Origin of the sequence: Pseudomonas urethralis (genome assembly GCF_021602465.1) — a bacterium.
Taxonomy (GTDB): domain Bacteria; phylum Pseudomonadota; class Gammaproteobacteria; order Pseudomonadales; family Pseudomonadaceae; genus Aquipseudomonas; species Aquipseudomonas vlassakiae.
Window position 1 is genome coordinate 326,209 of record NZ_BQIJ01000002.1, and the last position, 21,537, is coordinate 347,745.

Consider the following 21,537-nt stretch of genomic DNA (forward strand, 5'->3'; position numbering starts at 1 on the left):
TTATGCTGCGGGTAAGCGTGGTGTTTACCCGTAGCTCTTATGAGGCCGCCATGAGCTTGCCGATCGCCTCGGCGACTTCTTCGTTGGCTGGGCTATACACCAGCATCGCTAAGTCCGGACGTCCGTCGACAATGAAGGTGGAGTACTCCAATGCCAGGAGGCCAGCAACAGGATGGTGGATCTGCTTAATTCCCTCACCTAATTGCTGAACTACATTGTCGCACCATAACCGCGCGAAATCGGGGCTGGCCGCGCACAGTTCCTGCGCCAGCGCCTGCATGTCCGTATTGGCGCCCGCCCGCGAGGCATCGGCACGAAATACCGCGACCATAAAGCCGGCCACCGCCTCCCAATCCAATTGGGCTGCCTTGGTTTTCGGGTCCAGAAACATGCGGCGAAGCACGTTGCGTTCGCGTGGTTCCAGGCTTGGATAGTCTGTCAGCACCACGGTTGCGGCACGATTCCAGGCGACGACATCCCACATCGCATTACGCACCATCGCAGGTGTCGTGCCGAAGGAATCCAGGACACGCTGTAGTCTCGGCGTGATGCCTTCGACGGGGCGATAACATATTTCCGGAGAGCGCCCAAGGGCGAGAATGAATGCATGTTCACGCTCTACCTCTGTCAACATCAGTGCCTCAGCTATCCGGTGGAGCACCTCGGCTGAAGGTGCTCCACCACGGCCCTGTTCTAGCCAGGTGTACCAGGTGGCGCTGATGTTCGCGCGTTGCGCGACTTCTTCTCTGCGCAGTCCAGGAGTGCGCCTGCGGGTATCGGATAAGCCGAGTGCGGCGGGATCTAGCCGGTTGCGGCAATTGCGTAAATAAACCCCTAGGGACATGGTATCGGCTACGGTCGCGGGCTTGGGCATAGCGGTTATCCGGGTACTGTTTATACCAGTATAAAGACACAACTTTACCGGTGTAAGTGCGTGATAGACAGTGGCTGCCTCTTAACAGGAGGGCATTAGCCATGTATGTATTCGTTACTGGGGCTACCGGATGGGTAGGGTCCGCCGTTGTCAAAGATTTGATTCAAGCAGGTCACGAGGTATACGGTTTAGCGCGGTCGCCCGAGAAAGCTGGCATGCTGGCGGATAGCGGGATGCGGGCGGTGCAGGGAACGCTTGAGGACCTCGATTTGCTCACGCGTACTGCAGAGCGATGCGATGCGGTGATTCATACCGCTTTTGATCATGACTTCTCACGCTTTGTCGAAAACGCTGAACAGGACCGTCGAGCCATTCATGCATTGGCGGCCGGTCTCGCTGAGGGCGGGCGTCGATTGATCGTGACCTCTGGTGTTGCCGTTGTGAACCCTGGGCGGGTCATCACGGAAGACATGTCGCAGGAAGATAGGTCGCACCCGCGCCAGTCTGAGCAACAAGCGCTGATCGAACAGCAGTCAGGCTTACATGTATCAGCCGTTCGGCTGGCTCCTTCGGTGCACGGTAGAGGTGATAAGGGCTTCGTGCCTTTACTGATCGATTTGGCGCGCCGCACCGGTGTATCGGCGTATATCGGTGAGGGTAATAACCGTTGGCCGGCGGTGCACCGTCTGGATGCTGCGCGGCTATACCGATTGATCCTGGAAACAGCTCAACCAAGCTTCGCCTACCACGGCGTTGCTGAGCAAGGCATCCCCTTCAAGGACCTTGCGACTGCCATCGGGCGAGGGTTAGGGCTCCCGGTGGAAGCTCGCTCGGCGGAGCACTTCGGGTGGTTTGCCCGGTTTGCTGGTGGAGACTTCCCGGCTTCCAACAAGTCTACTCGCGAGATACTTGGTTGGTCACCACAACAGCCGGGTTTGTTGGCTGATCTTGACGGGTCGGAGTATTTTCAAGGTTGAGGCACGAGTTTAGCTGGCGGCCCAGCAGAGCGAACGCACCTGAGGCCGCTCGGCCACTCATTGGTAATCAGCCTAGATCTTTTCTTTTAGGGCCTTGAAAAAGGCCTCGATGTTTTCCTCGTGGCGTTTGTAGTACGTCCAAGGACCGATCCGCTGGGAAGTTACCAGCCGCGCGCGTTGCAGAGCGGTGAGGTAAAGCGAAGTCGTGGACTGCGATAAACCGGTGCGCTCCTGGATGATGCTGACGCACACCCCGACGGTCCCCGGGTCGACTTCCTGTTCAGGAAAGTTCGTTCTTGGATCCTTGAGCCAATTGAGGATGTCAAGGCGCATTGGGTTTGCCAGCGCCTTGAGTACCTCGTTGATATCAGTATTCATGAAGTTGCCATACCTATTTTTCGCGATATTGCAATATTCTCCTCGCCTTGACGAGGAATTGGAAGGCCCCCAGGGAGCATCCCTGCGCCACTTGTCGAAAGCGGCAGCAAACGTGCGCGAATCTTTCGGCTTGCAACGTACACGTTTAGGCTTGTGATCCATGGCCTGGGAAATGGGGGAGAACATACAGGCCAAGCTCTTCGATCACCTCGGCCGCGGGCCGTCTGCCATATTTCAAATTTAGAATGACGTGGTCCACGCCGATATCCTGGAGTGTCTGCAATAATGCGCGTAGGTGTGTACGGCCCAAGCGGAATCCAAGGTGTATGGGGGACGGCGGTGTCGATGAGCGAGCATCCAGATCGATATAGAGCGACTGCACGAAGGGTTTGTAGACTGAGCCGCACTGCTGCAGGACCGCTTCCTTCCAATCCTCCACAATCAGTCGCTGTATCTTCGGTGGCCGTGGATAGTTAATCCAACCATGACTTTCGCGAGCGATCCAGTCGAGAGGCTGGCGGCTGTGCCCGGTCACGAACAGCGGGATCTCCCGCGTCGTGGGTTTGGGAATCACGTCTGCGCCGAGCAACTCACCTTCGCTCCAATGGAGGGGGGCGAAATGGCGACCATGGACCTGGCGTATCACCTCGCAATACTCTCGAAAGCGCTCGCCGCGCTTCTCGGGGTCGACGTTGAAGGCCGGAAACTCTACTGGCCGGTCACCGGAAGCCACACCGAGAAGCAACCGTCCTTTGCTTAGCTGATCAATGCTCGCGGCAGCCTTGGCCGTATGCAAGGGATGGTGCAACGGAAGGGCGATTGAGGCGGTACCCAAGGCAATGTTCTTCGTGTGGGCGGCGATATAACCCAGGTATACCCAAGGGTCGAAAACCTGGCCGACATCTCCGAAGCTTGGATCCCTAAGAGGGACGTCGCGAAACCACAATGCGGAAAAGCCCAAAGCTTCTGCGCGTTTGGCCAATGTCACCTGATCGAGCATGCTGGGGGTGTCGCCCTCGAAAGCTTCCAAGGGAAAGAACAAACCCAGACTTAGATGGCCTTGCCTGAAGGTTCGTCTGAAGCCTAGATGTTCGTGGTGAGAATCCGTGCTGGGTTGATACATGGCGATTGTCCTGCTTAGTTGGCATGAGCCGCGCCTTGGGCGTCCAGGGCGCGGCTTCGTCCGCTCAAACGCTGTAGGTGGGGTAGTCGGTATAGCCTTTGTCGGTGCCGCCATACATGCTGGTTGGGTCGACCGGGTTGAGCGACCAACCGTTGGCTAGACGTGCGGGCAGGTCGGGATTGGCGATAAAGGGGCGTCCGAAGGCGATAAGGTCGCCCCAGCCAGCCTGGATCACCCGGTTGCCACGTTCGGCGGTGTACTTGCCGGCGTAGAGGATCTTGCCGCTGAAGGTCTTACGGACATCCTCGCGGAAAGTCTCGGGCAGCTCGGGCGCGTTTTCCCAGTCGGCCTCGGCGAGCGACAGGTAGGCGATACCCACGTCCTGCAGGACCTTCACCGCTTCGATGTAGGTGCGGTGTGGATCCTCCTCCACCAAGCCCAGGTAGACGCGATCTTCATCGGTGGTGGCGAACAGCGGAGCGAAACGCACGCCCATGCGTTCCTTACCCACCACGGCGGCGACCGCCTCGGTAATTTCACGCAGGAAGCGCAGGCGGTTGGGCAACGAGCCGCCGTATTCATCGTCGCGCCGATTGGTGTGGGCGGAAATGAACTGGTTCACCAGGTAGCCGTTCGCGCAGTGCAGTTCGACCCCGTCGAAGCCTGCTTCCAGGGCGTTACGAGCGGCCTGGGCGTAAAGTTGGACCAGTTCCTTCACTTCAGCGTTCGTCAATTCCCGTGGCGGCGATGGCTCGGCCAACGCACCGGCACCTGGGGCAGTCTCGATAAACACCTTGACGCTGTCCGCCTGGATGGCCGAGGGGGCGACAGGCGCTGCACCGCCAGGTTGCAACGAGGTATGCGACACCCGACCGACATGCCAGAGCTGGGCGAAGATAACTCCGCCTTCGGCATGCACGGCTTCGGTAACCTTGCGCCAGCCGGCGACCTGCTCGGCGCTATGGATGCCAGGAGTCCAGGCGTAGCCTTGGCCGCGGGGCTCGATCTGCGTGCCTTCGGTCACCATGAAGCCGGCACCGGTACGTTGGCGGTAATAAGTGGCCATCAGATCGTTCGGAATGTTGCCGGGCTGGGAACTGCGCGAACGAGTCAGCGGTGGCAGGACGATCCGATTCTTGAGAGTGTAAGGGCCCAGTTGGGTGGGCTTGAACAACGCGGACTGTTTCATCTCATATACCTGCATATCTAAAATAATCGATATTTGAGCTCAAATCTATGAGCCGTATCTGGTCAGAACAAGCCCAGTGGCGCTTCGTTGAGGCTGATGTAGACGTTCTTCTTCTGGGTATAGGCTTCCAGAATCGACTTGTGGGTTTCACGACCCAGGCCGGATTTCTTGTAGCCGCCGAAGGGGGCATGGGCAGGAATTTCATGGTAAGTGTTGACCCACATCCGTCCAGTTTCCACAGCTCGCGATACCCGCAGCGCACGGTTGATATCCTGGGTCCAGACCGCGCCGGCCAGTCCATACTCGGAGTCATTGGCCATAGCGATGACTTCTGCTTCGTCTTTGAATGGAATCACGCAGAGAACAGGGCCAAAGATTTCTTCGTAAGCCACACGCATGTCGTTGCGCACGTCGACCAAAATGGTCGGTTGGATGAAGAAGCCATTGTCGTAATCAGGCCCTGTCAGGCGTCCACCACCAAGCAGCACTGTGGCACCTTCCTGCCGGGCGATATCGATGTAGCCCAAGATGCGCTCCATCTGGGTCTTGCTGACTTGGGCGCCCATCATAGTGTCCGGGTGCAGTGGGTTTCCGACGCGCACGGCTTCGAACTTCTGTTTGACTTCAGCCAGGAAGCGTTCGTAGATCGACTCATGCACGAACAGCCGGGCACCGGATTCGCAGACTTGACCTTGGTTCCACAGAATGGCGAGGGCCGCGCCTTCCACGGCCTTATCCCAGTTCGCATCAGGGAAGACAATGTTGGCCGATTTACCGCCCAGCTCAAGGGTGGCAGGGATGAGCTTCTTCGCTGCTGCGTCGGCTACACGTTGACCTACACCTGTCGAGCCGGTGAAGGCCAGCTTGCTCACATTCGGGTGGTCAAGCAGCGCTTGGCCAGCTGAAGCGCCGGTACCGGTGACGATGTTCACCACGCCCGCTGGCAGTACCTGGGCGAAGATCTTCGCGAGTTCAAGAATGCTGACTGGCGTCAGTTCCGACGGCTTGATTACTACGGTATTGCCTGCTGCGATTGCTGGAGCAATCTTCCAGGCCGCCATCAGCAACGGGAAGTTCCACGGTATCACTTGGCCGACCACGCCCAAGGGTTCGCTGAGCACGATGCTGAGGGTCTGCTCGTCCAGCATCACCGCTTCGTCAGAGTGGCTGCGGATCACGCCGGCAAAATAGCGGAAGTGATCTATCGCCAACGGGATGTCCACCGTGGTGCTTTCGCGGATGGGTTTGCCGACGTCCAAGGTTTCCAGGACAGAGAATCGTTCGGCATCGGCCTCCATCAGGTCGGCGATCTTCAGCAGGGCATTAGCGCGTTCGATCGGAGTGGTGGCCCGCCAGGTTTCGAAAGCGCGTTGCGCGGCCTGTACTGCACGGTTGATATCGATGGCATTGGCATTCGGGATCTGGGTGATAACTTCGCCATTGGCGGGGTTGAGAATATCGAGTGTTTCGCCACTGTCACTGCCAACCCACTGGTTGTCGATGAACAGGCCGTAGCTGCTGTCGGGGCGGTAGTTTTTACGGATATCGTTGGACGCTTGCATGATGTACCTCCAAGGGCACTAGGGGTGAGTTCGAGCACAGATTATTTGCGATATTGAGATATGTCAATATCTAATTTTTCGGTTTTCCTTGCGATTTTTCCCCAGTGCTTCAGCACCATGCCGTCCAAGGGAAGCTTCCGCTTGACTTTAAAGACGATCGGTCTAATTATTGATCCAAAAGGCCCCGCAAGCCTAAAAATGTCATAGACGAACGGTCTAAATGGAGGTGAATGTGTTTAAGGCAATCATGGTTAACAAGGACGCTTCTGCGTACCTGGCCCAGCTGGCCGACCTCAGTGAGGAGCAACTACCCGATGGCGACGTAACCGTGTGTGTGTCCTACAGCACGCTCAATTACAAGGACGGACTGGCGATCACCGGCAAAGGCCCGGTGGTCCGACAGTTCCCAATGGTGCCGGGGATCGACTTAGTCGGTACGGTGGAGTCGAGCGCTGATAGCCGTTACCAGCCGGGCGATAAGGTGCTGCTCAACGGTTGGGGTGTTGGCGAAGGGCACTGGGGAGGCCTAGCACAGAAAGCCAGAGTTAAGGGTGACTGGTTGATCCCACTGCCTACCGGCATTACCGAGCTCCAGTCTATGGCTATCGGTACAGCAGGTTACACATCCATGCTGTGCTTGATGGCGCTTGAGCGCCATGGTGTCCACCCAAAGCAGGGTAAGGTGCTGGTCACTGGGGCTAACGGCGGGGTGGGCAGCTTTGCGATCGCGCTTCTAGCGCGCAATGGCTTTTCAGTTATCGCCGCGACAGGCCGGCCTGAGGAGGCGGATTACCTCAAGCAACTGGGAGCGGAAACGATCATCCACCGCTCCGAATTATCTGAACCAGGTCGCCCGTTGGGTAAGGAGCGCTGGGCGGCTGCCATCGATTCGGTGGGGAGCCACACTTTGGCTAATGTCTGTGCTGGCACCTTAGCTGAAGGTGCTGTTGCTGCCTGCGGTCTAGCCCAGGGAATGGAACTGCCCGCCACTGTAGCACCTTTTATCCTACGGGGCGTGAGCCTGCTCGGTATTAATAGCGTCACGCAGCCCTACTCACGACGGATTGAAGCTTGGCGACGCCTATCCGTCGAACTGGACTTGGAAAAACTCACCGATATGACTCGTGAGATCACGTTAGCGGAAAGCATTCAGGTAGCGCGGGATTTATTGCAAGGGAAGGTAAGGGGTCGTGTAGTGGTTGACGTGAACCACTAGACCTACTTACGGGCCTTCAGCGAAGCTCCGGACAATGTCGAGTTACATAACTCTCAGCAATATATTTCTATCTTGATTTATTTTTTGAGGGGTGCATGAAAATAGGGTAAGTTTAAGATGGGCGTTATGTATCTTGATTCTCTATTGGTGCACTTAATATGTTTCCCAAACTCGGCTGATATTGAGGCTCTTCGGTATAAGTGTTGGTGTTTTAGTTAATGTGGGTGTTGTCACCTTGGGGGCTGATTGCTCGCTGCGCCTTACGCCACACTGAAATACATTAATGGTGTCGGTTAAGGGTCATTATCGCAATGATTCAGGACAAACGCGTATTACAAGCTTGCGTGTGTCCTGACTACCTCAGAAACTCTCGAGGTACAGCTCCAGTGAGGTAATGAATGCATACCGTGGCGTTGGTGGTTTACCCGCAGTTTCAGTCAATGAGTCTCGCAGTTAGCTCGGTGTTCGAATGCGCTAACTTGTTATATGGGGAGCCGATTTATGTCTTCACTCTAGTATCAGAGGAGGGGGGGGCGGTCGTGTCCTCCGAAGGTTTTTCAGTGAATACCCTGCGACTAGATAGGTCCAGTTACGACACCATTTTCGTCGCCGGCTTCCTTGGAATGGGTGTACACAGCCCAGGGCTGATAAGCAGTCTTGTGGAAGTCAGTCGTAAATCAAGGCGTATAGCTTCCTTATGCACCGGAATTTTTGCATTAGCTGAAGCCGGGCTCCTTGCGGGAAAACGTGTGACCACTCATTGGTTACATGTACCTGAGTTCAAGAGGCGTTATCCTGCGGTCCAGTTAGAAGTGGATCGATTATTCGTCGTCGATGGCCAGATTTGGACTGGTGCAGGAATGAGTGCTGGTGTGGATCTAGCATTAGCTATGGTTGAGAATGACCTGGGTTCGACTTTAGCCCGCGATATCGCGCGTAAGCTGGTCATCGTTCAGCGGCGAGGCTCCAAACAATCCCAGCATTCTGCCTTACTGGATCTCGATCCGAAGTCCGACCGAATACAACAAGCGTTGGCTTACGCACGTGATCATCTCAGTAGTGATCTCTCCGTCTCGGTGCTTGCAAAAGTAGCAAGGCTCAGTCCAAGGCAATTTAGTCGAGTGTTTCGTGAGGAGACGGGGAAGAGTCCAGCGAAAGCCATCGAGATTCTACGAGTGGAGTCTGCACGAGTGATGATGGAAACAAGTCGCCATCCGATAGAGGTCATTGCTAGAGAAACAGGCTTTAAGGATCGTGAACGTATGCGACAAGCTTTCCTTCGAGCCTTTGGCAAGCCTCCACAATTAATGCGTAGTGCACTTTGTGAGTCTGCCGCTGACAGCAGCTGAACAATTATGTGACAAAAAATCTAAGATGCCGAGGCTTGCGGAGCGGAATAGGTATGGCAGGACCGTTCGAAGATATAGTTTTCGGAAATCACATAATTTCATTCGATGGATATGTGGATGTCTGTCTTGCGATACTTAAGCATGCCACCGCTCCGTTGGCTCAATACTGCCGTCATCTCGGCGAGGATGGCGAGGGCCACACTTTCTGGTGTTTCACCTCCGATATCTAGACCCATTGGGTAGTGGAAGTTTTTCAAAGCAGATAACTTGGCAGTTGATGTGCATATTTCTGCGAGCAAGCGCTCGGTACGAGCGCGTGGGCCTAGTTGACCAATATAAGTGGGATTACCTTGTAGCAGCCCCTCGAGCCAATGACGATCTTGGCTATAGCTGTGGGTCATCACTGCGACGAGAGCGTGGTCGGTAAGTCTGTGCAGGGTATAAGGAGGACGAGCATCCACTTGCAGCACGGCGTCAGCGTTGGGGAAACGGTCGCTGCGGGCAAAGTGTGTGCGGCCGTCGATTACGGTTACGTGCCAGTCCAGCAACTTTGCCATGTGTACCAGAGGCTGAGCATCGTGCCCTGCTCCGAATATCACCAGTCGTTGTTGTGGTGCAATGTATTCGTGGAAAATCTCGACCTCGCCTTGGGAGGTGCTGTAAACGCGTAGAATCGAACGGCCATGGCTCAACGTGTCGGTCAAGTCTGCTTGTACCTGGTCGTCAAGGGTAGAGTCTAGCAGACGTGCTCTACCAGAATGATCGGGGTGTAGTAGCCATTGATCGCCAACGCGGATGCTGGCGTTTTGTTGGCAGGCAATCACGCTGGCCAGTACACCAGGCCGGCCGCTTCTGCGTACTAGGTGCAGCAACTCGAATGCGGGTAGCGGTTTTTTCGCGCTATGACGCTGTAGCATCACGTGGACAGTGCCATTGCAGCCGAGACCGAAGGTTTGCGCCGAATCGTCGTCATCGTCCTGAGCGTCTGTACTGTACCGACGTACTACTGCTTCTGCCCTATCTGTCAACCACCATGCTTTTTTTGCCACCTCGGATTCCAAGCAGCCACCACTTATGGTGCCGATAGAGGCACCGTAGATTGGTACAAGCATGCGAGCACCCGGCTGTCGATAGGAAGAGCCCTCGATCTTGACCAATGTGGCTAATACGGCCTCGCGATTATATTTTGTCACGGTGGCAACTGCATCTAACAGAGCACTTATCCCAGTTAGCATAGTGTCTCATTCCTATATTCAGAGATGTCTTCTTTGAAATCTGGGAGCGTAAACTTTTGTTGATGAACTATATTTTCTTGCCTAACGAAGCGGGGCACGGTGCTCCGGCACTAGTCCATAGCTTCATGGCTTCGACCAGTTGAGCGTGAGTCCCCGGTGCGGGACTTCGTCCGGGGCCAGGTTGCCACGCCCATCGGACGAGCGGGTCGTCGCTCACGTGGTGAACAAACTCTTTCTTAAAGGTTTCGAGGTCATCTCGTCCCCCCCTCACCGCAAGAAAACTATTTCTGGCGGGATCTAGGAATTGGTCACATAATTGTTGCACGCTCATGGTTCTATTAAGAATCATCGTCGGAGGAGGCATATGCCATACGAATCCTGGCATCAAGTCGTTTGCGGCGCCGGGAGGCATTCCAGGTGCATCACCATTGACGTCCTGGTGGCAGCTTCGGCAATTGACAGGCTGGGAAGAGTTGGCTATTTCAGCGAACTTCTTGCCTTCGACCCGCAAGCGAAGGTTATGCATGACGGAGATGTTCATGGGGTGCAAGCGACCCTCTTCACCCACCGTAGGACGTTGAACACCACCGCTGATAACTCCGTGACAATTCACGCATCGCTGATGTGTAGTCACTTGGTGTATGTATTTGAATGCTGTCGCGGGTGACGGGGCGTCCACGTAATCTTTAAAAGGGTCAGCAAAGGTTACGCGTGAAAGCCCAACTAACGCTAACGCGCATAAAACCGCACGAGGTCTAGCCATTATTAAACCTCCTGCTTTTTCAATGAGTTGAGAATATGTTCCGGCTTCATCGGAAGCGTGCGAAGCCTCACGCCTACCGCCTGGAAAATGGCATTTCCAATAGCCGGCGCTATTCCGATCACGCCTTGTTCACCCAGCCCAGTCGGGAACTCTTCGCTATCGATGAGCTTGATGGTGATCTCAGGTACTTCATTCATGCGAATCGGGGTATAGGTGTTCAGATTCACGTCCCGGACCTGGCCATTGGCAAATTCTGTGTGCTCGTTAAGCGCCAGGCTGACTCCCCACAAGGCCGCTCCTTCCAATTGAGCGCGCGCACCATCTGGGTGAATGATGACGCCCGCATCCACTACCATCACAACTTTTTTGACCTGGATTTTCCCAGTGTCCGAGTCGACACGAACATGCGCAGCTGTGGCGATCAAAGTCGCATTGGTACGCTCTTGACCGGAGGACAATGCGATTCCGAGCCCTTCGTTAGGCCCCAGTTTTGAGCCATAATCGACCTGCTTTGCGAGTACCTCAAGTACGTGTCTGAGCCGAAGCGCTCCGCCCGAGGTTTCGGGGGGAATGCCCGCTTGCTTGCCCTCGCCATTCAGCATCTGCAAGCGGAACGCCACTGGATCAACTCCGGCTCGATGAGCGGCCTCATCGATAAAGGATTCAAGGCCCCAGACGATCCATCCCTGTCCGACGGATCTCAACCAGCCCGGTAGGAATGTTTTCTGTGCAAGTGCGTTATTGATGGCGCGAGCCCGATGGTGTTCCAGTGTGTACCAATGATCGGCGCCACTGGTAGAGAACGGATCGAGCTTGCCTTGTTTGTCGATGCTGTCAGCCAGCAGGTCCGGCGCCATCGTTAAAGTTGGCCATCCGGCCGAGAAGGCGTGATCGAGCGCCACCAGCTGATTGGTTTCGTCGAAGTTGGCCTGGAAACGCTGGACAGAGGCCGACCTGACTTGGTCGAACCGCGAGTCATCCACGCGTGTAAAAATCAACTTAACCGGTTGCCCGAATTGCTTGGCGGTCAGCGCGGCGGGGATCATGTAGTCCCCCCATAGACGACGGCCAAAGCCACCGCCGAGGTAATACTGATGAATCACGACTTGAGTTTCATCGACCTCAAGCGCTTTGGCCAGAGATGGCAAAGTGAGCGACTGCCATTGATTACCACCATGAATGTGCCAGATACCTTCCGAGAACAGCGCAGTAGTGTTGAGTGGCTCTAGCGCGAAATGCATTGCTGTGTGCGTCTTGTAGATTGCATCTATGGAGTTTGGATTCTGCTTTTTCGCTGCATCGACATCGCCAGTGTCGACGAACAGGTACCCTGTACTAGGGGCCTTAACCTGGCGTTCACCCTCTTGCAATATATCGTTTTCACTGACGGTGGCTGTGGGACCTACCTGGTATTGCACGTCAATTAGGTCGCCCGCTTTTATTGCGGTGGGATAGTCCTTAGCCAAGACCGAAACCCACCCCTGAATAAGGCCGCTTGGGTCTTTGAGAATGACATGACCTAAGTAGCCTGACAGTGGCTTGGCGCGGCTATCATCGACGCTGATCACGCGGCTGCCATACCGAGTTGGCGGGACGACAGGGCGAGCGTATACCATGCCTTCGACTTCGACGTCGATTCCGTATACAGCTGTTCCATTAGTTTTTTGTGGAATGTCCAAGGCTTTGTGGTCAGCCCCAATAAGCACATGCTTGCTTTTTGGCTTTGGATTGAACTTGGCCAATTCCTCAGCAGTAAATGCACGATTAAAAGTTGCTCTTTGCACGACTTCGCCGAAACCGAGATTACCCGCAGGCGTTACCACGTACCCGTTTTGGGTATCGCATTGTGACGGTGGAATTCCTTTGAGCTTTGCCGCAGCCTCAATGAGGGCCTGTCGTCCCGCCGCTCCTGCCTGAGAGAGTGTTACGAAGGAGGTATTCACCGACCATGATCCACCGGTAACCATGAACCCCCACTTTGGGTGGGTATCTACATGGACGATCTTGACATGCTCCCAATTGGCTCCAAGCTCATCGGCAACAATGCGTGCAAGGGCACTCCCCACATGTTGACCCATTTCAGCCTTAGCAATATTAATAGTAATCTCGCCCTCATCGTTTATTTGGAACCAAACGGTAGGGGAGAACAGTTTTTTTTCCAACGCTTCACTTGCGAATACGGTTTGTACTGAGAAGTCAGACGTGAAAGCCATGATCAAAGTTCCGGCCACCGTCCCCACCAAGAAATTACGGCGCGACAAGGTGGCCGGCTCGGAATGAAGTATCGATTTTTTGATGTTCATTTATTCTCCACCCTCATATCAACCGAAGCCTGGGAGCGAGTCGGAATCGAGCCCGCGTGCTTAATGGCTTCTTTGATGCGTCGGTAGGTCATGCAACGACACAAATTAGAACTCATGTGATTGATGATGTCGTCTTCTGTGGGATGGGGTATTTGCTTCAGCAATGTCGCCGCCTGCATAATCTGGCCAGACTGGCAATAGCCACACTGCGGTGTTTGCTGCTCCACCCATGCCCGCTGTAGGGGATGGTCGCCGAGCCCTTCGATGGTTGTAACATACTGGTTTCGAACCATCGCGAGTGGGTACACGCAAGATCGAACAGCGGACTCTCCTACATGGAGCGTGCATGCACCACACATGGCAATACCGCAGCCGAACTTGGTGCCTTTGAGCTTGAATTCATCTCGAATTACCCACAGTAATGGAGTGTCGTCACTGAATTGAGACTGGACTTTCTGGCCGTTCAGATAGAATTCGATCACAGCGACCTCCGCAGGCGTTTTGTAGGTTTGCTAATGAGGCAGCGTAAGGTTGTGGTAATTTGCTATCAAGTATGGTGCTAGCGATAAGTGGTTGAACTTGTCAATGGAGCCGATACTTTCTATGTGAATTAAGGCTAGCACTGTGCAAAGCGCTAGCAATGTCAAAAACGCAATGATTTGAGACATTTTAGGCGGTCGAGGTAGCTAGAAAGGCCTCTAGTGGTCTTTCTGAGGCAATTCGGTTCGCTTAAGACCGACTAGCATATCGCTGGGATATGTGCAGGATTTCCGCCAGCGCATATCGCTAACAAAATTCTCAAAAAGCTGACTGACATCCCTGTCATTTAGAAAGACTAAAATAAAATCAACACAGGCTTCCTGATGCATCGTCTACCGATGTTCGGAATAGAGCTCCCATGGCCGTGGGCGTTAGTGGCGTTAGGTTTTAGTTAAGTCAGGCCAGCTCGCGAGTGCGAGGTGACGGCTGCGGAGTGCCAAGTCTGCTTCTGACCTTTAGTAGTTAAAGCGTTAGAGTAAAGAGCAGAGAAAGCCGCCCGTTCCTCAGCTGCTATGACTTTTGTCGATCTTTCTTCCCCTGGCGCCGCTGGAGTTTGTATAAGTACGCACACAGCATGTCGGCCAGCGCATCTGCATATACCTGAATCTCCTCGATCGAGCGAGGTGTGGTGGAAAATTGCTTGCCCACGCAGCTCAGCGTGGTGGTTATTAGATCGCCCGCTAGAATCCGATCGTGCTGAGGTGCGTCCGGCAGAGTTTCGTCCATGAAGCGTTCGATGGCTTGCTCCGAGGACGCTTTGGCCTCTTGTGCTTCAGGGGCATTGCGATAAAGCGGAGCAGCATCATTCAGCGCCACTCGAATTAGTGCTTCTTCACATTCGGAGTGGACGAACGTATGGACGAGCGTGCGCAAACGCTGCAGGGGTGGTGCGGCCAAATCTTCCAAAATTTGGCACAGCATCTTCGATGTCTGCTGCCACTCATCGTTCTGTAAGCGGAACAAGATCGCCGCTTTGTTGGGAAAGTACTGATATAGCGATCCAACGCTCACGCCAGCCTTCTCTGCCACGCGCGCCATAGTGAAGCGCGTAGCTCCTTCCTTTGCCAAAACCTGAATAGCAGCCTCCAAAACAGCTGAGACCAGCTCGTTGGAGCGAGCCTGCTTAGGCTCTTTCCGCGAGGAAATTTGGGGGTTCGAGCGCTTTGCCATGACGCGTCAGTACCTTGAAGTTGGATGCGAATATTAAATGCGATTAATTGCTCATATTCTTGAAAGCGACGAAATGATCACATTTTAGTCCTCAATTGAAACGCTCTTCAATTCTCTCAGGATCGCTTTCATGAACACCGTTTTCGACAGGTCGTCTCTATGACCAGCACATCTCTTGAATCCGTCGCACAGGAACAGTCATCCAAAGTGGTCGTGCTCAGGTTGTTGCTACTGACTCTGGCCGTTTTTATCGCTTTTTTAGTAATTGGCATGCAGCTCCCGGTCCTGCCGCTGCACCTGCATCATTCTCTCGGCATGAGCACTTCTGTAATCGGTCTGGTGGTTGGGGCTCAGTTCATTGCTGCTCTGTGCTCTCGGGCGTGGGCAGGGAATCTCGCAGATATGCGTGGGGCTAAGTGGGCGATGACTCTGGGGCTATTGTTGGCGAGCTTGTCTGGAGTCGTTTACCTCTCGTCCCTAGCGTTCACGCAGGTTCCGTTTGTATCTGTCTGGGGGCTGCTGATTGGGCGCATCGTCCTAGCTCTTGGGGAAAGCCTTGTAGTGACTGGTGCTCTGGGCTGGGGGATCGGAAAAGTTGGGCCGCAGAATGCCGGGCAAGTTATGGCCTGGAATGGGATGGCCATGTATGGAGCCTATTCCCTAGGGGCGCCTTTGGGGGTAGCGATTAATTCTGCTTGGGGATTCGCTGGCGTTTCGTTGGGATCCGTCTTGATCCCGCTGCTGGCATTGCTCGCTATTGCACATATCAAAGGCGTGTCGACCACCGCTACGCGTCGTACGCCTTTTTATCGAGTCATTGGCGCCGTCTGGGTGCCAGGGCTCGGACTAGCACTGTGTAGTGTCGGGTTTGGCGTTATCACAGCGTTCATTGCCTTGTTGTTCTCCGCCAGGGACTGGGGGGATTCGTCTCTGGTCTTCAGTGCCTTCGGCCTAGCGTTCATTACCGCACGGCTCTTCTGCTCTCACCTTCCGGACAGGCTCGGAGGGGCACGGGTGGCAATGGTCTGCGTGGCGATCGAAGCGCTCGGGTTGCTGATGATCTGGGGGGCGGAAGGTACGCCCACTGTCTACATCGGAGCGGCGCTAACTGGCATCGGTTATTCACTCGCATTTCCTGGTTTTGGTGTCGAGGCCGTGCGGCGTGCTCCGCCACAGACCCGCGCCTTGGCAATGGGGGCCTACGTGGCATTTCTCGATATCGCCTTGGGGCTGACGAGCCCTCTCGCCGGCCTGATGGCTCAGTCATGGGGAGTGGCCTCGGTCTATTTGGCCGGAGCAGCCTCTGTCGGCCTCTCGTTTTTTGTGGCGCTGCAGTTGCTGAGCAAGCGCTGAATCACCTGTCTCCAGCTACCTGCTGGGACTCTTCAACCTGAGGAAAACCTATGTCTACTTTGGCCTCCGCTCCCGTTGCACACTTGCTAGATCAGTTGTTCGCCCAAGCCGATGCGGCCACCAGCCCGGCTTTGGCGGGTATGTCCCGTGACGAGCTTGATCGACTAATGCGTAGCAAGACCGAATATTTGGATTTCTATACCCGTCTGAAGGATCTTTGGCTGCCGGTTTCTAGAGAAACCGGTCGGCTGCTTTACAGCCTAGTACGCGGTTCGAATGCACGGACGATCATCGAGTTCGGTACCTCCTTTGGCCTTTCCACGCTGCATCTGGCTGCTGCACTACGCGACAACGGCGGTGGCCGTCTGATTACCACTGAGTTCGAATCTTCGAAAATCGCTAAGGCGCGTCAGCATCTGAGCGCAGGTGGCTTGATCGATCTGGTGGAGATCCGAGAGGGCGACGCCTTGCAGACCCTGAGCCAGGATCTTCCGGATAAGATCGACCTCTTGCTGCTGGATGGGGCCAAGGCACTTTACGGCGACGTCCTTAATCTGCTGGAGGATCGTCTTCGTCCGGGAGCATGGGTCGTTGCCGACAATGCAGATTACAGCCCGGACTATCTCGCCCGTGTTCGAGATAGTGAGAGTGGGTACTTGTCCACGCGGGTTTGCGATGACGTCGAACTTTCCATTCGGCTGGGATAAGGAGGAGATCAAGCAAAGGCTCGCCAACCCAGCTATCTGCAACTAGGCAGATAGCTGGGTAAAGCTAGACCACTCTCAGAAAGCCATTTTCGGTGCACGCTCATGGAGATGAAGGCACCGTCTTCGATCTCCAGATGTACGAGGTCGGTAAGCACCATACGGATGCAGGCGACGCCGTTCAGCGGCTAGTTGCAGCACTCTAGCAGCTTCGACTCACCCTCCCTAGATGCGTGGGGCACGGTGGCTGTATCTGAGGCTATTCAAAATAGCGATCCTCTCTACCGTGTAGAACGGGAGGGCCACACTCAGCAGAGATGCGCGTATAAAGCTGCTCAGTGTCAGCGCCTGTCAGCAACATCTGCGAATGATCTGCACTTTAACGTGGCTGGGTGGCCGTCAAATCCCCGATAGTGGCGGCCGCCTCTTCGCTGGCAGGACTTTAGACGAGAATCGCCAAATCGGGGCGACCGTTGACGATGAACGTCGAGTATTCGAGAGCCAGTAGGTCGACTCGCGAGAAGCCATGCCGCCATAGGCTCCCTGGCTTGTCCCATCCGGTGATAGCCATATGCGGCCTTAGCGACCTTTCGTCGCCCGGTTTTCCTCGTGGGTGTTGACTGGAGCAGGTTTGTTGATGTACTAATATATGCATGAGTCATACATGTGTAGGCGAAAGGAGTGTACAGCCATGATTAATTCCGAACGACTGATAAATCTCCTGGGGGCCCTAGCGGTCGGTGTTACCGATCAGATGCGTGCCGCGGTCAACGACGCCATGCCTTTGGGTGGTGAAACCGTGGCGGCGGTGATTGTGATTGGGCATGTGCCCAGCCTGTCGATTGACCAATTGAGCCGCATCTTGCGGTTGTCACACGCAGGTGCCGTGCGCCTTGTCGATCGACTGGTCGAACGAGGCTTTGTTGAGAAGAAACCGTCGGCGCTGGATCGACGAACAATGAGCCTGGCTTTGACTTTAAGCGGCCGTAAACAGCGTGAAGAGCTTCTCGAACTTCGGCGTGCCGCCCTCAGTACGCTGCTCGCCCCTGTTTCATCTGAAGATTTGAGCGCTCTTGAGCGCATAGCCGAAACGATCGTTGCAGCACTGCCTGACGATGCGCTGACATCGCTGACGACCTGTCGCTATTGCGACGAGCGCTGCTGCACCGACTGTCCGATGGAGGTCTTCGGGCCTCTTCAATCCCTTGGTAACCCGAACGCCACCGCGTGAGGTTGCCGATTCCTTACATGACTGACGAGGAACTGAAAATGACGAACTTTACCCAGCCTAACCAGATTCGCCTGCAAATTGCAGAGAAAAGCCTTGGCTCCTTCAATTATCTAGTGCTCCTTAGATGGACCTTGGTTGTCGTCTTCATCTGGTTCGGAGGCATGAAATTCACGATGTATGAGGCTGAGGGCATTGCGCCGTTCATTGCCAACAGCCCACTCATGAGCTGGCTACATACGCTGTTCGGCATTCAAGGCGCGAGCTATGTCATCGGTGTGCTGGAGCTCTCAACTGCAGCGGCGCTCACCATCGGTGCTTTCAAACCACTGTTTTCGGCTTTGGGGGCGGCGATGTCAACCATGACCTACCTTGTAACTTTGACCTTCTTCTTTAGTACCCCTGGTGTAGCGGAGGCCACGGCGGGAGGGTTCCCGGCCATTTCGGCTGCGCCGGGACAATTCTTGTTGAAGGATTTAGTCCTGTTGGCTGCTTCGTTGTGCCTGCTTGCGGCTTCCGTGCAAGGGCCGTGGGTGAGGGATCAGAATCGATGATACGGCCTCTGCCAATCCTCCTGTACCAACCGTGCCGTTGTGCTTGATGATCGCAGTTTCCCAACTTGACACGCTGTACGTGCCTGGAACCTCTGAATGCGACACTATCTCAATAGTCACGTTAACATTGCCAGCCGTTAAAAGGCTGGCAATGTTATTCTTGATTTCTGAATAGTATGCGATCTATGCGACCGACTGAGCACCGCCACGGGCGGCTACATTTAGCTGCTCAAGAATACTAACAGGTCATAGTTATCGATTCGCGCAGTGAATTAATAGCAGTAGATATGCGGGCTTCTCCGTCGATAAGGGTTCGCGCCTCTCCTCCTTCTCTGATTTAATCGGATTCGCGAAATTTTCGAGTTTAGCCGTATCGTAACTGATAATCTTGAGCAATCTGCCAGGAAGGCTACAGAGCACTACGCACAAAGCGTGAAGAAGCTCTTACCCCAGGCTTGAAGACTACGCTTATGGCATGGACTTGGACATCGGCAAGTTGGTGTACTTCTCGCCCAGCGTGCGGTACTGCAGGAGTGTGAGAAGCATGATTACCTACGAGGACTCGAAAGATGAACCACACTTGGTTCGCTACTTGGTAAAAGGCAAGTGCATCAATAGCGAGTAGCTATCGAAGTGCTGTTAGGGTATTTGGCTCATAACAACTCGATGCCAAATCGGCGTAGCACTAAGGCAATCCCATCGAAACTTGCCATTGTGATGATGATGCTGGCCAGAAACCTAGCTTGGGCAGCAGCACCGGAAATTCAATAAACATCGGCAGTGGCGACAGGGCGTACCAGAATGGCTGAGCCAAGTCTGAAATGGCCTCCTCTGGTTGGGATGTCCAGCTACTTGGTCCCAGAGTTCAATACCTCCGGGCTTTTAAGCGGGCGAAGTCAGGTCAGCGAGGGGGCGAAGCGCCATCAAGGAAGAGCAACTCAGAGTTTCAGCATGGAGAGATCACCATGGGCCAATGCCAGCAATTGGATGTCTGATAGTGGATGTTTTACGTTAGTGGGTTTCTAACTGAGGACACAAAAAAATAAAAGGCACGGAATGTTTCCGTGCCCTTGCATATTAGTGAATGCCGACAGGTTTATCGTTCTTGTCATAACAGATAGGATGCTCGCAATATCCGCCAGCGTTTAGAACTTCCAGTTCATAAATCTCCGGGAGATATTGCTTAAGCTCCGCCTTAGCTACTTTATTTCCGTTGATAGTGCACTCGTCGTCCGCACGTGGGTTGCACCATGCTTCCTTCACATCGATATTTTTTGTGGGTTTTGTCATGACGATTTCTTCAGCCTGAGGGGTAACATCACTGGAAGAGCTAAGCCCAATTTGCGCGTCAAGGCTATACGCTCCGATAGTGTCTTTTGCACTTGTTGAGCTGATACCGTGGTCGAGTAAAAATTCTTGAAGTATTGTTCGTGCTTGCGCGTAGGTTACTTCTTTGCCTTTTTTGTGAGGGCCACCATCCATGCGATAGGCAATCGGATAGCCATCCTTACTTCCTTATATGTAATAGTAAATGGACAGGGTAAAGCTGAGGTTTTGTCCGTACATCCCATAGACGCCCGAGCCATTGGACGCACGACAGGTGCCACGCTGGCATGCGCCGCTTATCTGATTACTGAAGCTAATGTTACGCTGTTGTTGAGCGTCCCACCTGGTAATATTTCTAGGTAGGGTGTACCAAGTGCAGCGATAGAATTTAGCGCCATACTGATTTTTGGCTTCTGCGCAGGGAATTGCATAAGGTAAATCATTCATTGATTTTTCGTTGGGTAGCGTGCTTGGATATAGATACCCATAGTCAACATCCGCCTGAGCATTAAGCGAGAATAATAGTGGTAATAAGCCTGCTGTTTTCAGTATGCTTGATTTGGCTTTCATGTGCTTTGTCTGCGATGATTTGAGAAGGTTTATTTATTTTTTGTTTGCCCTTTTTTTATAGGCTACTTTGAGTTTTTTATTGACGTAATCTTTTACGATTTCATAGTCCGGGTCGTAAGTTGCGAGCGTATGGCCAACCCCCGCTGCTGCGGTCAATGTTGCAAGGGCCAATGTGGCAGGTGTAGATACCACGCTAAAGACTGCTCCTAGGGCTCCGCCTTGGATCAGGGATCCTTTAACATCTGTCCTGACTCGGCACTTCATACCGAGGGCCTCTATCTTGGTTTCTACTAGCTTGATCCCTTCCATGAAATTTCCTCTGAGGCCAACTACCTCGAAGGACGATTTGCCTCTCACGAGGCCTTCAATCTGCGCTTCATTCAGACCAGTTACGACGATCATGCTGCTTTGTGCTCCCTGCTTGGGATTTGAATTGGCGAGAAGGTCGAATATCAACCTTTAGGGTTGAGTCTCGTCTCGCAAGGTCCTTCATGTCAACAGGTTGATGGCCAACCATTCAGGTTGATCTGGAGGACGGCATGTCAAAAACCGATTCGAAGCAGTTGGCTGAGGTTGTGGGCCAAGCGATTGCGCGCCAACGAATGCGTTGTAAGTTGAGTCAGGAACAGGTCGCTGAGCGATTGGGGATCGGTAGTGAAGCCGTATCACGTATCGAGCGCGGGGTCGTTATGCCAAACGTGGAGCGTCTGGTTGAACTCGCTTCGGTTTTCGGCTGCGAGACAGCTGACCTACTGACCGAAGGTAGCTCGCGCCCGGAGGATCAGGCGCGCCGCCTGCAGAACTTACTATCTGTCCTGACGGCGGATGATCGGACACTGGTGCTGGAGATGGTGGAGCGTCTGGTGGAACGTCTCAGCCGCAGCTGACCTGGCTGCTTACGTGGAATGGTCACTGCAAGGAGGTGGTGGCTTTGTCGGTGTTATCTCTGATGTCCGGAACACTTTCAGCAGTTGGCAAAGAGTACAGCATGCCAGCAGCACGGCGATCAGTAGTGGCGGAAAACGCACCAGTAAAATCACCAGCAGCAGGAGCGCCAGGCAGCCAGCGAGAATGCCAACGAACATAAACACGGCGGCCAAGACCCTTAATAGCGTCATCTTCA

General features: G+C 54.2%; 22 protein-coding genes and 2 pseudogenes. 9 read left to right on the forward strand and 15 right to left on the reverse strand.

The genetic code is table 11. From position 1 onward, the window contains the following. Nucleotides 1-37: 37 nt before the first annotated feature. Nucleotides 38-874: a helix-turn-helix transcriptional regulator gene (locus tag L6D64_RS04270; protein ID WP_176508826.1), complete on the reverse strand. Its 837-nt coding sequence runs from the start codon at nucleotides 872-874 to the stop codon at nucleotides 38-40. Nucleotides 875-975: 101 nt separating this feature from the next. Between L6D64_RS04270 and L6D64_RS04275 the strand changes: the two genes are divergently transcribed. Further along, a complete protein-coding gene (locus L6D64_RS04275) occupies nucleotides 976-1,851 on the forward strand; it encodes an SDR family oxidoreductase (RefSeq protein ID WP_176508825.1) in 876 nt (291 codons plus the stop codon). A gap of 72 nt (nucleotides 1,852-1,923) precedes the next feature. Here L6D64_RS04275 and L6D64_RS04280 read toward each other — a convergent pair whose 3' ends face one another. The 4 genes from L6D64_RS04280 to L6D64_RS04295 form a co-directional block, all read right to left on the reverse strand. Next, the gene (locus L6D64_RS04280) at nucleotides 1,924-2,229 is read right to left on the reverse strand and encodes an ArsR/SmtB family transcription factor (protein WP_054571895.1); all 306 of its coding nucleotides are present in this window, start codon (nucleotides 2,227-2,229) and stop codon (nucleotides 1,924-1,926) included. A gap of 145 nt (nucleotides 2,230-2,374) precedes the next feature. Next, nucleotides 2,375-3,352 (reverse strand): LLM class oxidoreductase, encoded by a 978-nt coding sequence (locus L6D64_RS04285; RefSeq protein WP_176508824.1) that lies wholly within the window; start codon nucleotides 3,350-3,352, stop codon nucleotides 2,375-2,377. Between the two features lie 64 nt (nucleotides 3,353-3,416). Continuing rightward, nucleotides 3,417-4,541, reverse strand: coding sequence for an alkene reductase (locus tag L6D64_RS04290; protein WP_176508823.1), 1,125 nt, complete (start codon nucleotides 4,539-4,541; stop codon nucleotides 3,417-3,419). Between the two features lie 62 nt (nucleotides 4,542-4,603). Then, nucleotides 4,604-6,103, reverse strand: coding sequence for an aldehyde dehydrogenase family protein (locus L6D64_RS04295; protein ID WP_176508822.1), 1,500 nt, complete (start codon nucleotides 6,101-6,103; stop codon nucleotides 4,604-4,606). 232 nt (nucleotides 6,104-6,335) lie between these two features. Between L6D64_RS04295 and acuI the strand changes: the two genes are divergently transcribed. Both acuI and L6D64_RS04305 read left to right on the forward strand, forming a co-directional pair. Continuing rightward, the gene (gene acuI, locus L6D64_RS04300; RefSeq protein WP_176508858.1) at nucleotides 6,336-7,319 is read left to right on the forward strand and encodes an acrylyl-CoA reductase (NADPH); all 984 of its coding nucleotides are present in this window, start codon (nucleotides 6,336-6,338) and stop codon (nucleotides 7,317-7,319) included. Nucleotides 7,320-7,717: 398 nt separating this feature from the next. Continuing rightward, the gene (locus L6D64_RS04305) at nucleotides 7,718-8,668 is read left to right on the forward strand and encodes a GlxA family transcriptional regulator (RefSeq protein ID WP_176508821.1); all 951 of its coding nucleotides are present in this window, start codon (nucleotides 7,718-7,720) and stop codon (nucleotides 8,666-8,668) included. Between the two features lie 98 nt (nucleotides 8,669-8,766). On the opposite strand, the gene L6D64_RS04310 is transcribed toward L6D64_RS04305, so the two are convergent. From L6D64_RS04310 to L6D64_RS04325, 4 genes are all read right to left on the reverse strand, one after another. Beyond that, on the reverse strand, nucleotides 8,767-9,903 hold the full coding sequence (locus tag L6D64_RS04310; RefSeq protein ID WP_176508820.1) for an XdhC family protein: 1,137 nt from the start codon (nucleotides 9,901-9,903) through the stop codon (nucleotides 8,767-8,769). A 765-nt stretch (nucleotides 9,904-10,668) separates the two neighbouring features. Then, nucleotides 10,669-12,969, reverse strand: a complete 2,301-nt coding sequence (locus L6D64_RS04315; protein WP_176508819.1) for a xanthine dehydrogenase family protein molybdopterin-binding subunit — start codon at nucleotides 12,967-12,969, stop codon at nucleotides 10,669-10,671. Beyond that, nucleotides 12,966-13,451, reverse strand: coding sequence for a (2Fe-2S)-binding protein (locus tag L6D64_RS04320; protein WP_176508818.1), 486 nt, complete (start codon nucleotides 13,449-13,451; stop codon nucleotides 12,966-12,968). The genes L6D64_RS04315 and L6D64_RS04320 overlap by 4 nt, the downstream gene beginning before the upstream one ends. Nucleotides 13,452-14,019: 568 nt before the next feature. After that, entirely contained in the window at nucleotides 14,020-14,679 is a 660-nt protein-coding gene (locus L6D64_RS04325; protein ID WP_176508817.1) for a TetR/AcrR family transcriptional regulator, read from the reverse strand. A 159-nt stretch (nucleotides 14,680-14,838) separates the two neighbouring features. Here L6D64_RS04325 and L6D64_RS04330 point away from each other — a divergent pair, with 159 nt between their 5' ends. Together L6D64_RS04330 and L6D64_RS04335 are read left to right on the forward strand one after the other, a co-directional pair. Beyond that, entirely contained in the window at nucleotides 14,839-16,032 is a 1,194-nt protein-coding gene (locus L6D64_RS04330) for an arabinose transporter (protein WP_176508816.1), read from the forward strand. 50 nt (nucleotides 16,033-16,082) lie between these two features. Beyond that, complete coding sequence (locus tag L6D64_RS04335) at nucleotides 16,083-16,739, forward strand: O-methyltransferase (RefSeq protein ID WP_176508815.1); 657 nt, start codon at nucleotides 16,083-16,085, stop codon at nucleotides 16,737-16,739. 107 nt (nucleotides 16,740-16,846) lie between these two features. Here L6D64_RS04335 and L6D64_RS04340 read toward each other — a convergent pair. Next, nucleotides 16,847-16,981 (reverse strand): annotated as a pseudogene (locus L6D64_RS04340) (succinyl-CoA--3-ketoacid-CoA transferase); the annotation flags it as partial. A gap of 446 nt (nucleotides 16,982-17,427) precedes the next feature. Here L6D64_RS04340 and L6D64_RS04345 point away from each other — a divergent pair. From L6D64_RS04345 to L6D64_RS28425, 3 genes are all read left to right on the forward strand, one after another. After that, entirely contained in the window at nucleotides 17,428-17,967 is a 540-nt protein-coding gene (locus L6D64_RS04345; protein ID WP_054571903.1) for a MarR family winged helix-turn-helix transcriptional regulator, read from the forward strand. 17 nt (nucleotides 17,968-17,984) lie between these two features. Beyond that, complete coding sequence (locus L6D64_RS04350) at nucleotides 17,985-18,518, forward strand: YkgB family protein (protein WP_236192341.1); 534 nt, start codon at nucleotides 17,985-17,987, stop codon at nucleotides 18,516-18,518. 475 nt (nucleotides 18,519-18,993) lie between these two features. Continuing rightward, on the forward strand, nucleotides 18,994-19,143 hold the full coding sequence (locus tag L6D64_RS28425; RefSeq protein WP_236192342.1) for a DUF2790 domain-containing protein: 150 nt from the start codon (nucleotides 18,994-18,996) through the stop codon (nucleotides 19,141-19,143). A 28-nt stretch (nucleotides 19,144-19,171) separates the two neighbouring features. On the opposite strand, the pseudogene L6D64_RS28370 reads toward L6D64_RS28425, so the two are convergent. The 4 genes and pseudogenes from L6D64_RS28370 to L6D64_RS04370 all read right to left on the reverse strand — a co-directional run. Then, nucleotides 19,172-19,359: pseudogene (locus tag L6D64_RS28370) on the reverse strand (hypothetical protein); the annotation flags it as partial. A 236-nt stretch (nucleotides 19,360-19,595) separates the two neighbouring features. Beyond that, on the reverse strand, nucleotides 19,596-20,000 hold the full coding sequence (locus tag L6D64_RS04360) for a hypothetical protein (protein ID WP_236192343.1): 405 nt from the start codon (nucleotides 19,998-20,000) through the stop codon (nucleotides 19,596-19,598). 33 nt (nucleotides 20,001-20,033) lie between these two features. Continuing rightward, entirely contained in the window at nucleotides 20,034-20,414 is a 381-nt protein-coding gene (locus tag L6D64_RS04365; protein ID WP_236192344.1) for a hypothetical protein, read from the reverse strand. Nucleotides 20,415-20,447: 33 nt separating this feature from the next. Continuing rightward, nucleotides 20,448-20,816 carry a hypothetical protein gene (locus L6D64_RS04370; protein WP_176508814.1) on the reverse strand — a complete coding sequence of 123 codons (369 nt, stop codon included), beginning with the start codon at nucleotides 20,814-20,816 and terminating at the stop codon, nucleotides 20,448-20,450. A gap of 137 nt (nucleotides 20,817-20,953) precedes the next feature. Here L6D64_RS04370 and L6D64_RS04375 point away from each other — a divergent pair, with 137 nt between their 5' ends. Then, nucleotides 20,954-21,301, forward strand: a complete 348-nt coding sequence (locus L6D64_RS04375) for a helix-turn-helix domain-containing protein (RefSeq protein WP_176508813.1) — start codon at nucleotides 20,954-20,956, stop codon at nucleotides 21,299-21,301. A 9-nt stretch (nucleotides 21,302-21,310) separates the two neighbouring features. Here the strand turns inward: L6D64_RS04375 and L6D64_RS04380 are convergent, their stop codons facing one another. Further along, nucleotides 21,311-21,532 (reverse strand): hypothetical protein, encoded by a 222-nt coding sequence (locus tag L6D64_RS04380; RefSeq protein WP_176508856.1) that lies wholly within the window; start codon nucleotides 21,530-21,532, stop codon nucleotides 21,311-21,313. Between the last annotated feature and the right edge of the window lie 5 nt (nucleotides 21,533-21,537).

Excerpts from the sequence above, each read along its gene's own strand:
- L6D64_RS04270 (WP_176508826.1), bottom strand. The coding sequence starts at position 874 with ATGCCCAAGCCCGCGACCGTAGCCGATACCATGTCCCTAGGGGTTTAT.
- L6D64_RS04275 (WP_176508825.1), top strand. The coding sequence starts at position 976 with ATGTATGTATTCGTTACTGGGGCTACCGGATGGGTAGGGTCCGCCGTT.
- L6D64_RS04280 (WP_054571895.1), bottom strand. The coding sequence starts at position 2,229 with ATGAATACTGATATCAACGAGGTACTCAAGGCGCTGGCAAACCCAATG.
- L6D64_RS04285 (WP_176508824.1), bottom strand. The coding sequence starts at position 3,352 with ATGTATCAACCCAGCACGGATTCTCACCACGAACATCTAGGCTTCAGA.
- L6D64_RS04290 (WP_176508823.1), bottom strand. The coding sequence starts at position 4,541 with ATGAAACAGTCCGCGTTGTTCAAGCCCACCCAACTGGGCCCTTACACT.
- L6D64_RS04295 (WP_176508822.1), bottom strand. The coding sequence starts at position 6,103 with ATGCAAGCGTCCAACGATATCCGTAAAAACTACCGCCCCGACAGCAGC.
- L6D64_RS04305 (WP_176508821.1), top strand. The coding sequence starts at position 7,718 with ATGCATACCGTGGCGTTGGTGGTTTACCCGCAGTTTCAGTCAATGAGT.
- L6D64_RS04310 (WP_176508820.1), bottom strand. The coding sequence starts at position 9,903 with ATGCTAACTGGGATAAGTGCTCTGTTAGATGCAGTTGCCACCGTGACA.
- L6D64_RS04315 (WP_176508819.1), bottom strand. The coding sequence starts at position 12,969 with ATGAACATCAAAAAATCGATACTTCATTCCGAGCCGGCCACCTTGTCG.
- L6D64_RS04325 (WP_176508817.1), bottom strand. The coding sequence starts at position 14,679 with ATGGCAAAGCGCTCGAACCCCCAAATTTCCTCGCGGAAAGAGCCTAAG.
- L6D64_RS04330 (WP_176508816.1), top strand. The coding sequence starts at position 14,839 with ATGACCAGCACATCTCTTGAATCCGTCGCACAGGAACAGTCATCCAAA.
- L6D64_RS04335 (WP_176508815.1), top strand. The coding sequence starts at position 16,083 with ATGTCTACTTTGGCCTCCGCTCCCGTTGCACACTTGCTAGATCAGTTG.
- L6D64_RS04345 (WP_054571903.1), top strand. The coding sequence starts at position 17,428 with ATGATTAATTCCGAACGACTGATAAATCTCCTGGGGGCCCTAGCGGTC.
- L6D64_RS04350 (WP_236192341.1), top strand. The coding sequence starts at position 17,985 with ATGACTGACGAGGAACTGAAAATGACGAACTTTACCCAGCCTAACCAG.
- L6D64_RS28425 (WP_236192342.1), top strand. The coding sequence starts at position 18,994 with ATGGACTTGGACATCGGCAAGTTGGTGTACTTCTCGCCCAGCGTGCGG.
- L6D64_RS04360 (WP_236192343.1), bottom strand. The coding sequence starts at position 20,000 with ATGGATGGTGGCCCTCACAAAAAAGGCAAAGAAGTAACCTACGCGCAA.
- L6D64_RS04365 (WP_236192344.1), bottom strand. The coding sequence starts at position 20,414 with ATGAAAGCCAAATCAAGCATACTGAAAACAGCAGGCTTATTACCACTA.
- L6D64_RS04370 (WP_176508814.1), bottom strand. The coding sequence starts at position 20,816 with ATGATCGTCGTAACTGGTCTGAATGAAGCGCAGATTGAAGGCCTCGTG.
- L6D64_RS04375 (WP_176508813.1), top strand. The coding sequence starts at position 20,954 with ATGTCAAAAACCGATTCGAAGCAGTTGGCTGAGGTTGTGGGCCAAGCG.
- L6D64_RS04380 (WP_176508856.1), bottom strand. The coding sequence starts at position 21,532 with ATGACGCTATTAAGGGTCTTGGCCGCCGTGTTTATGTTCGTTGGCATT.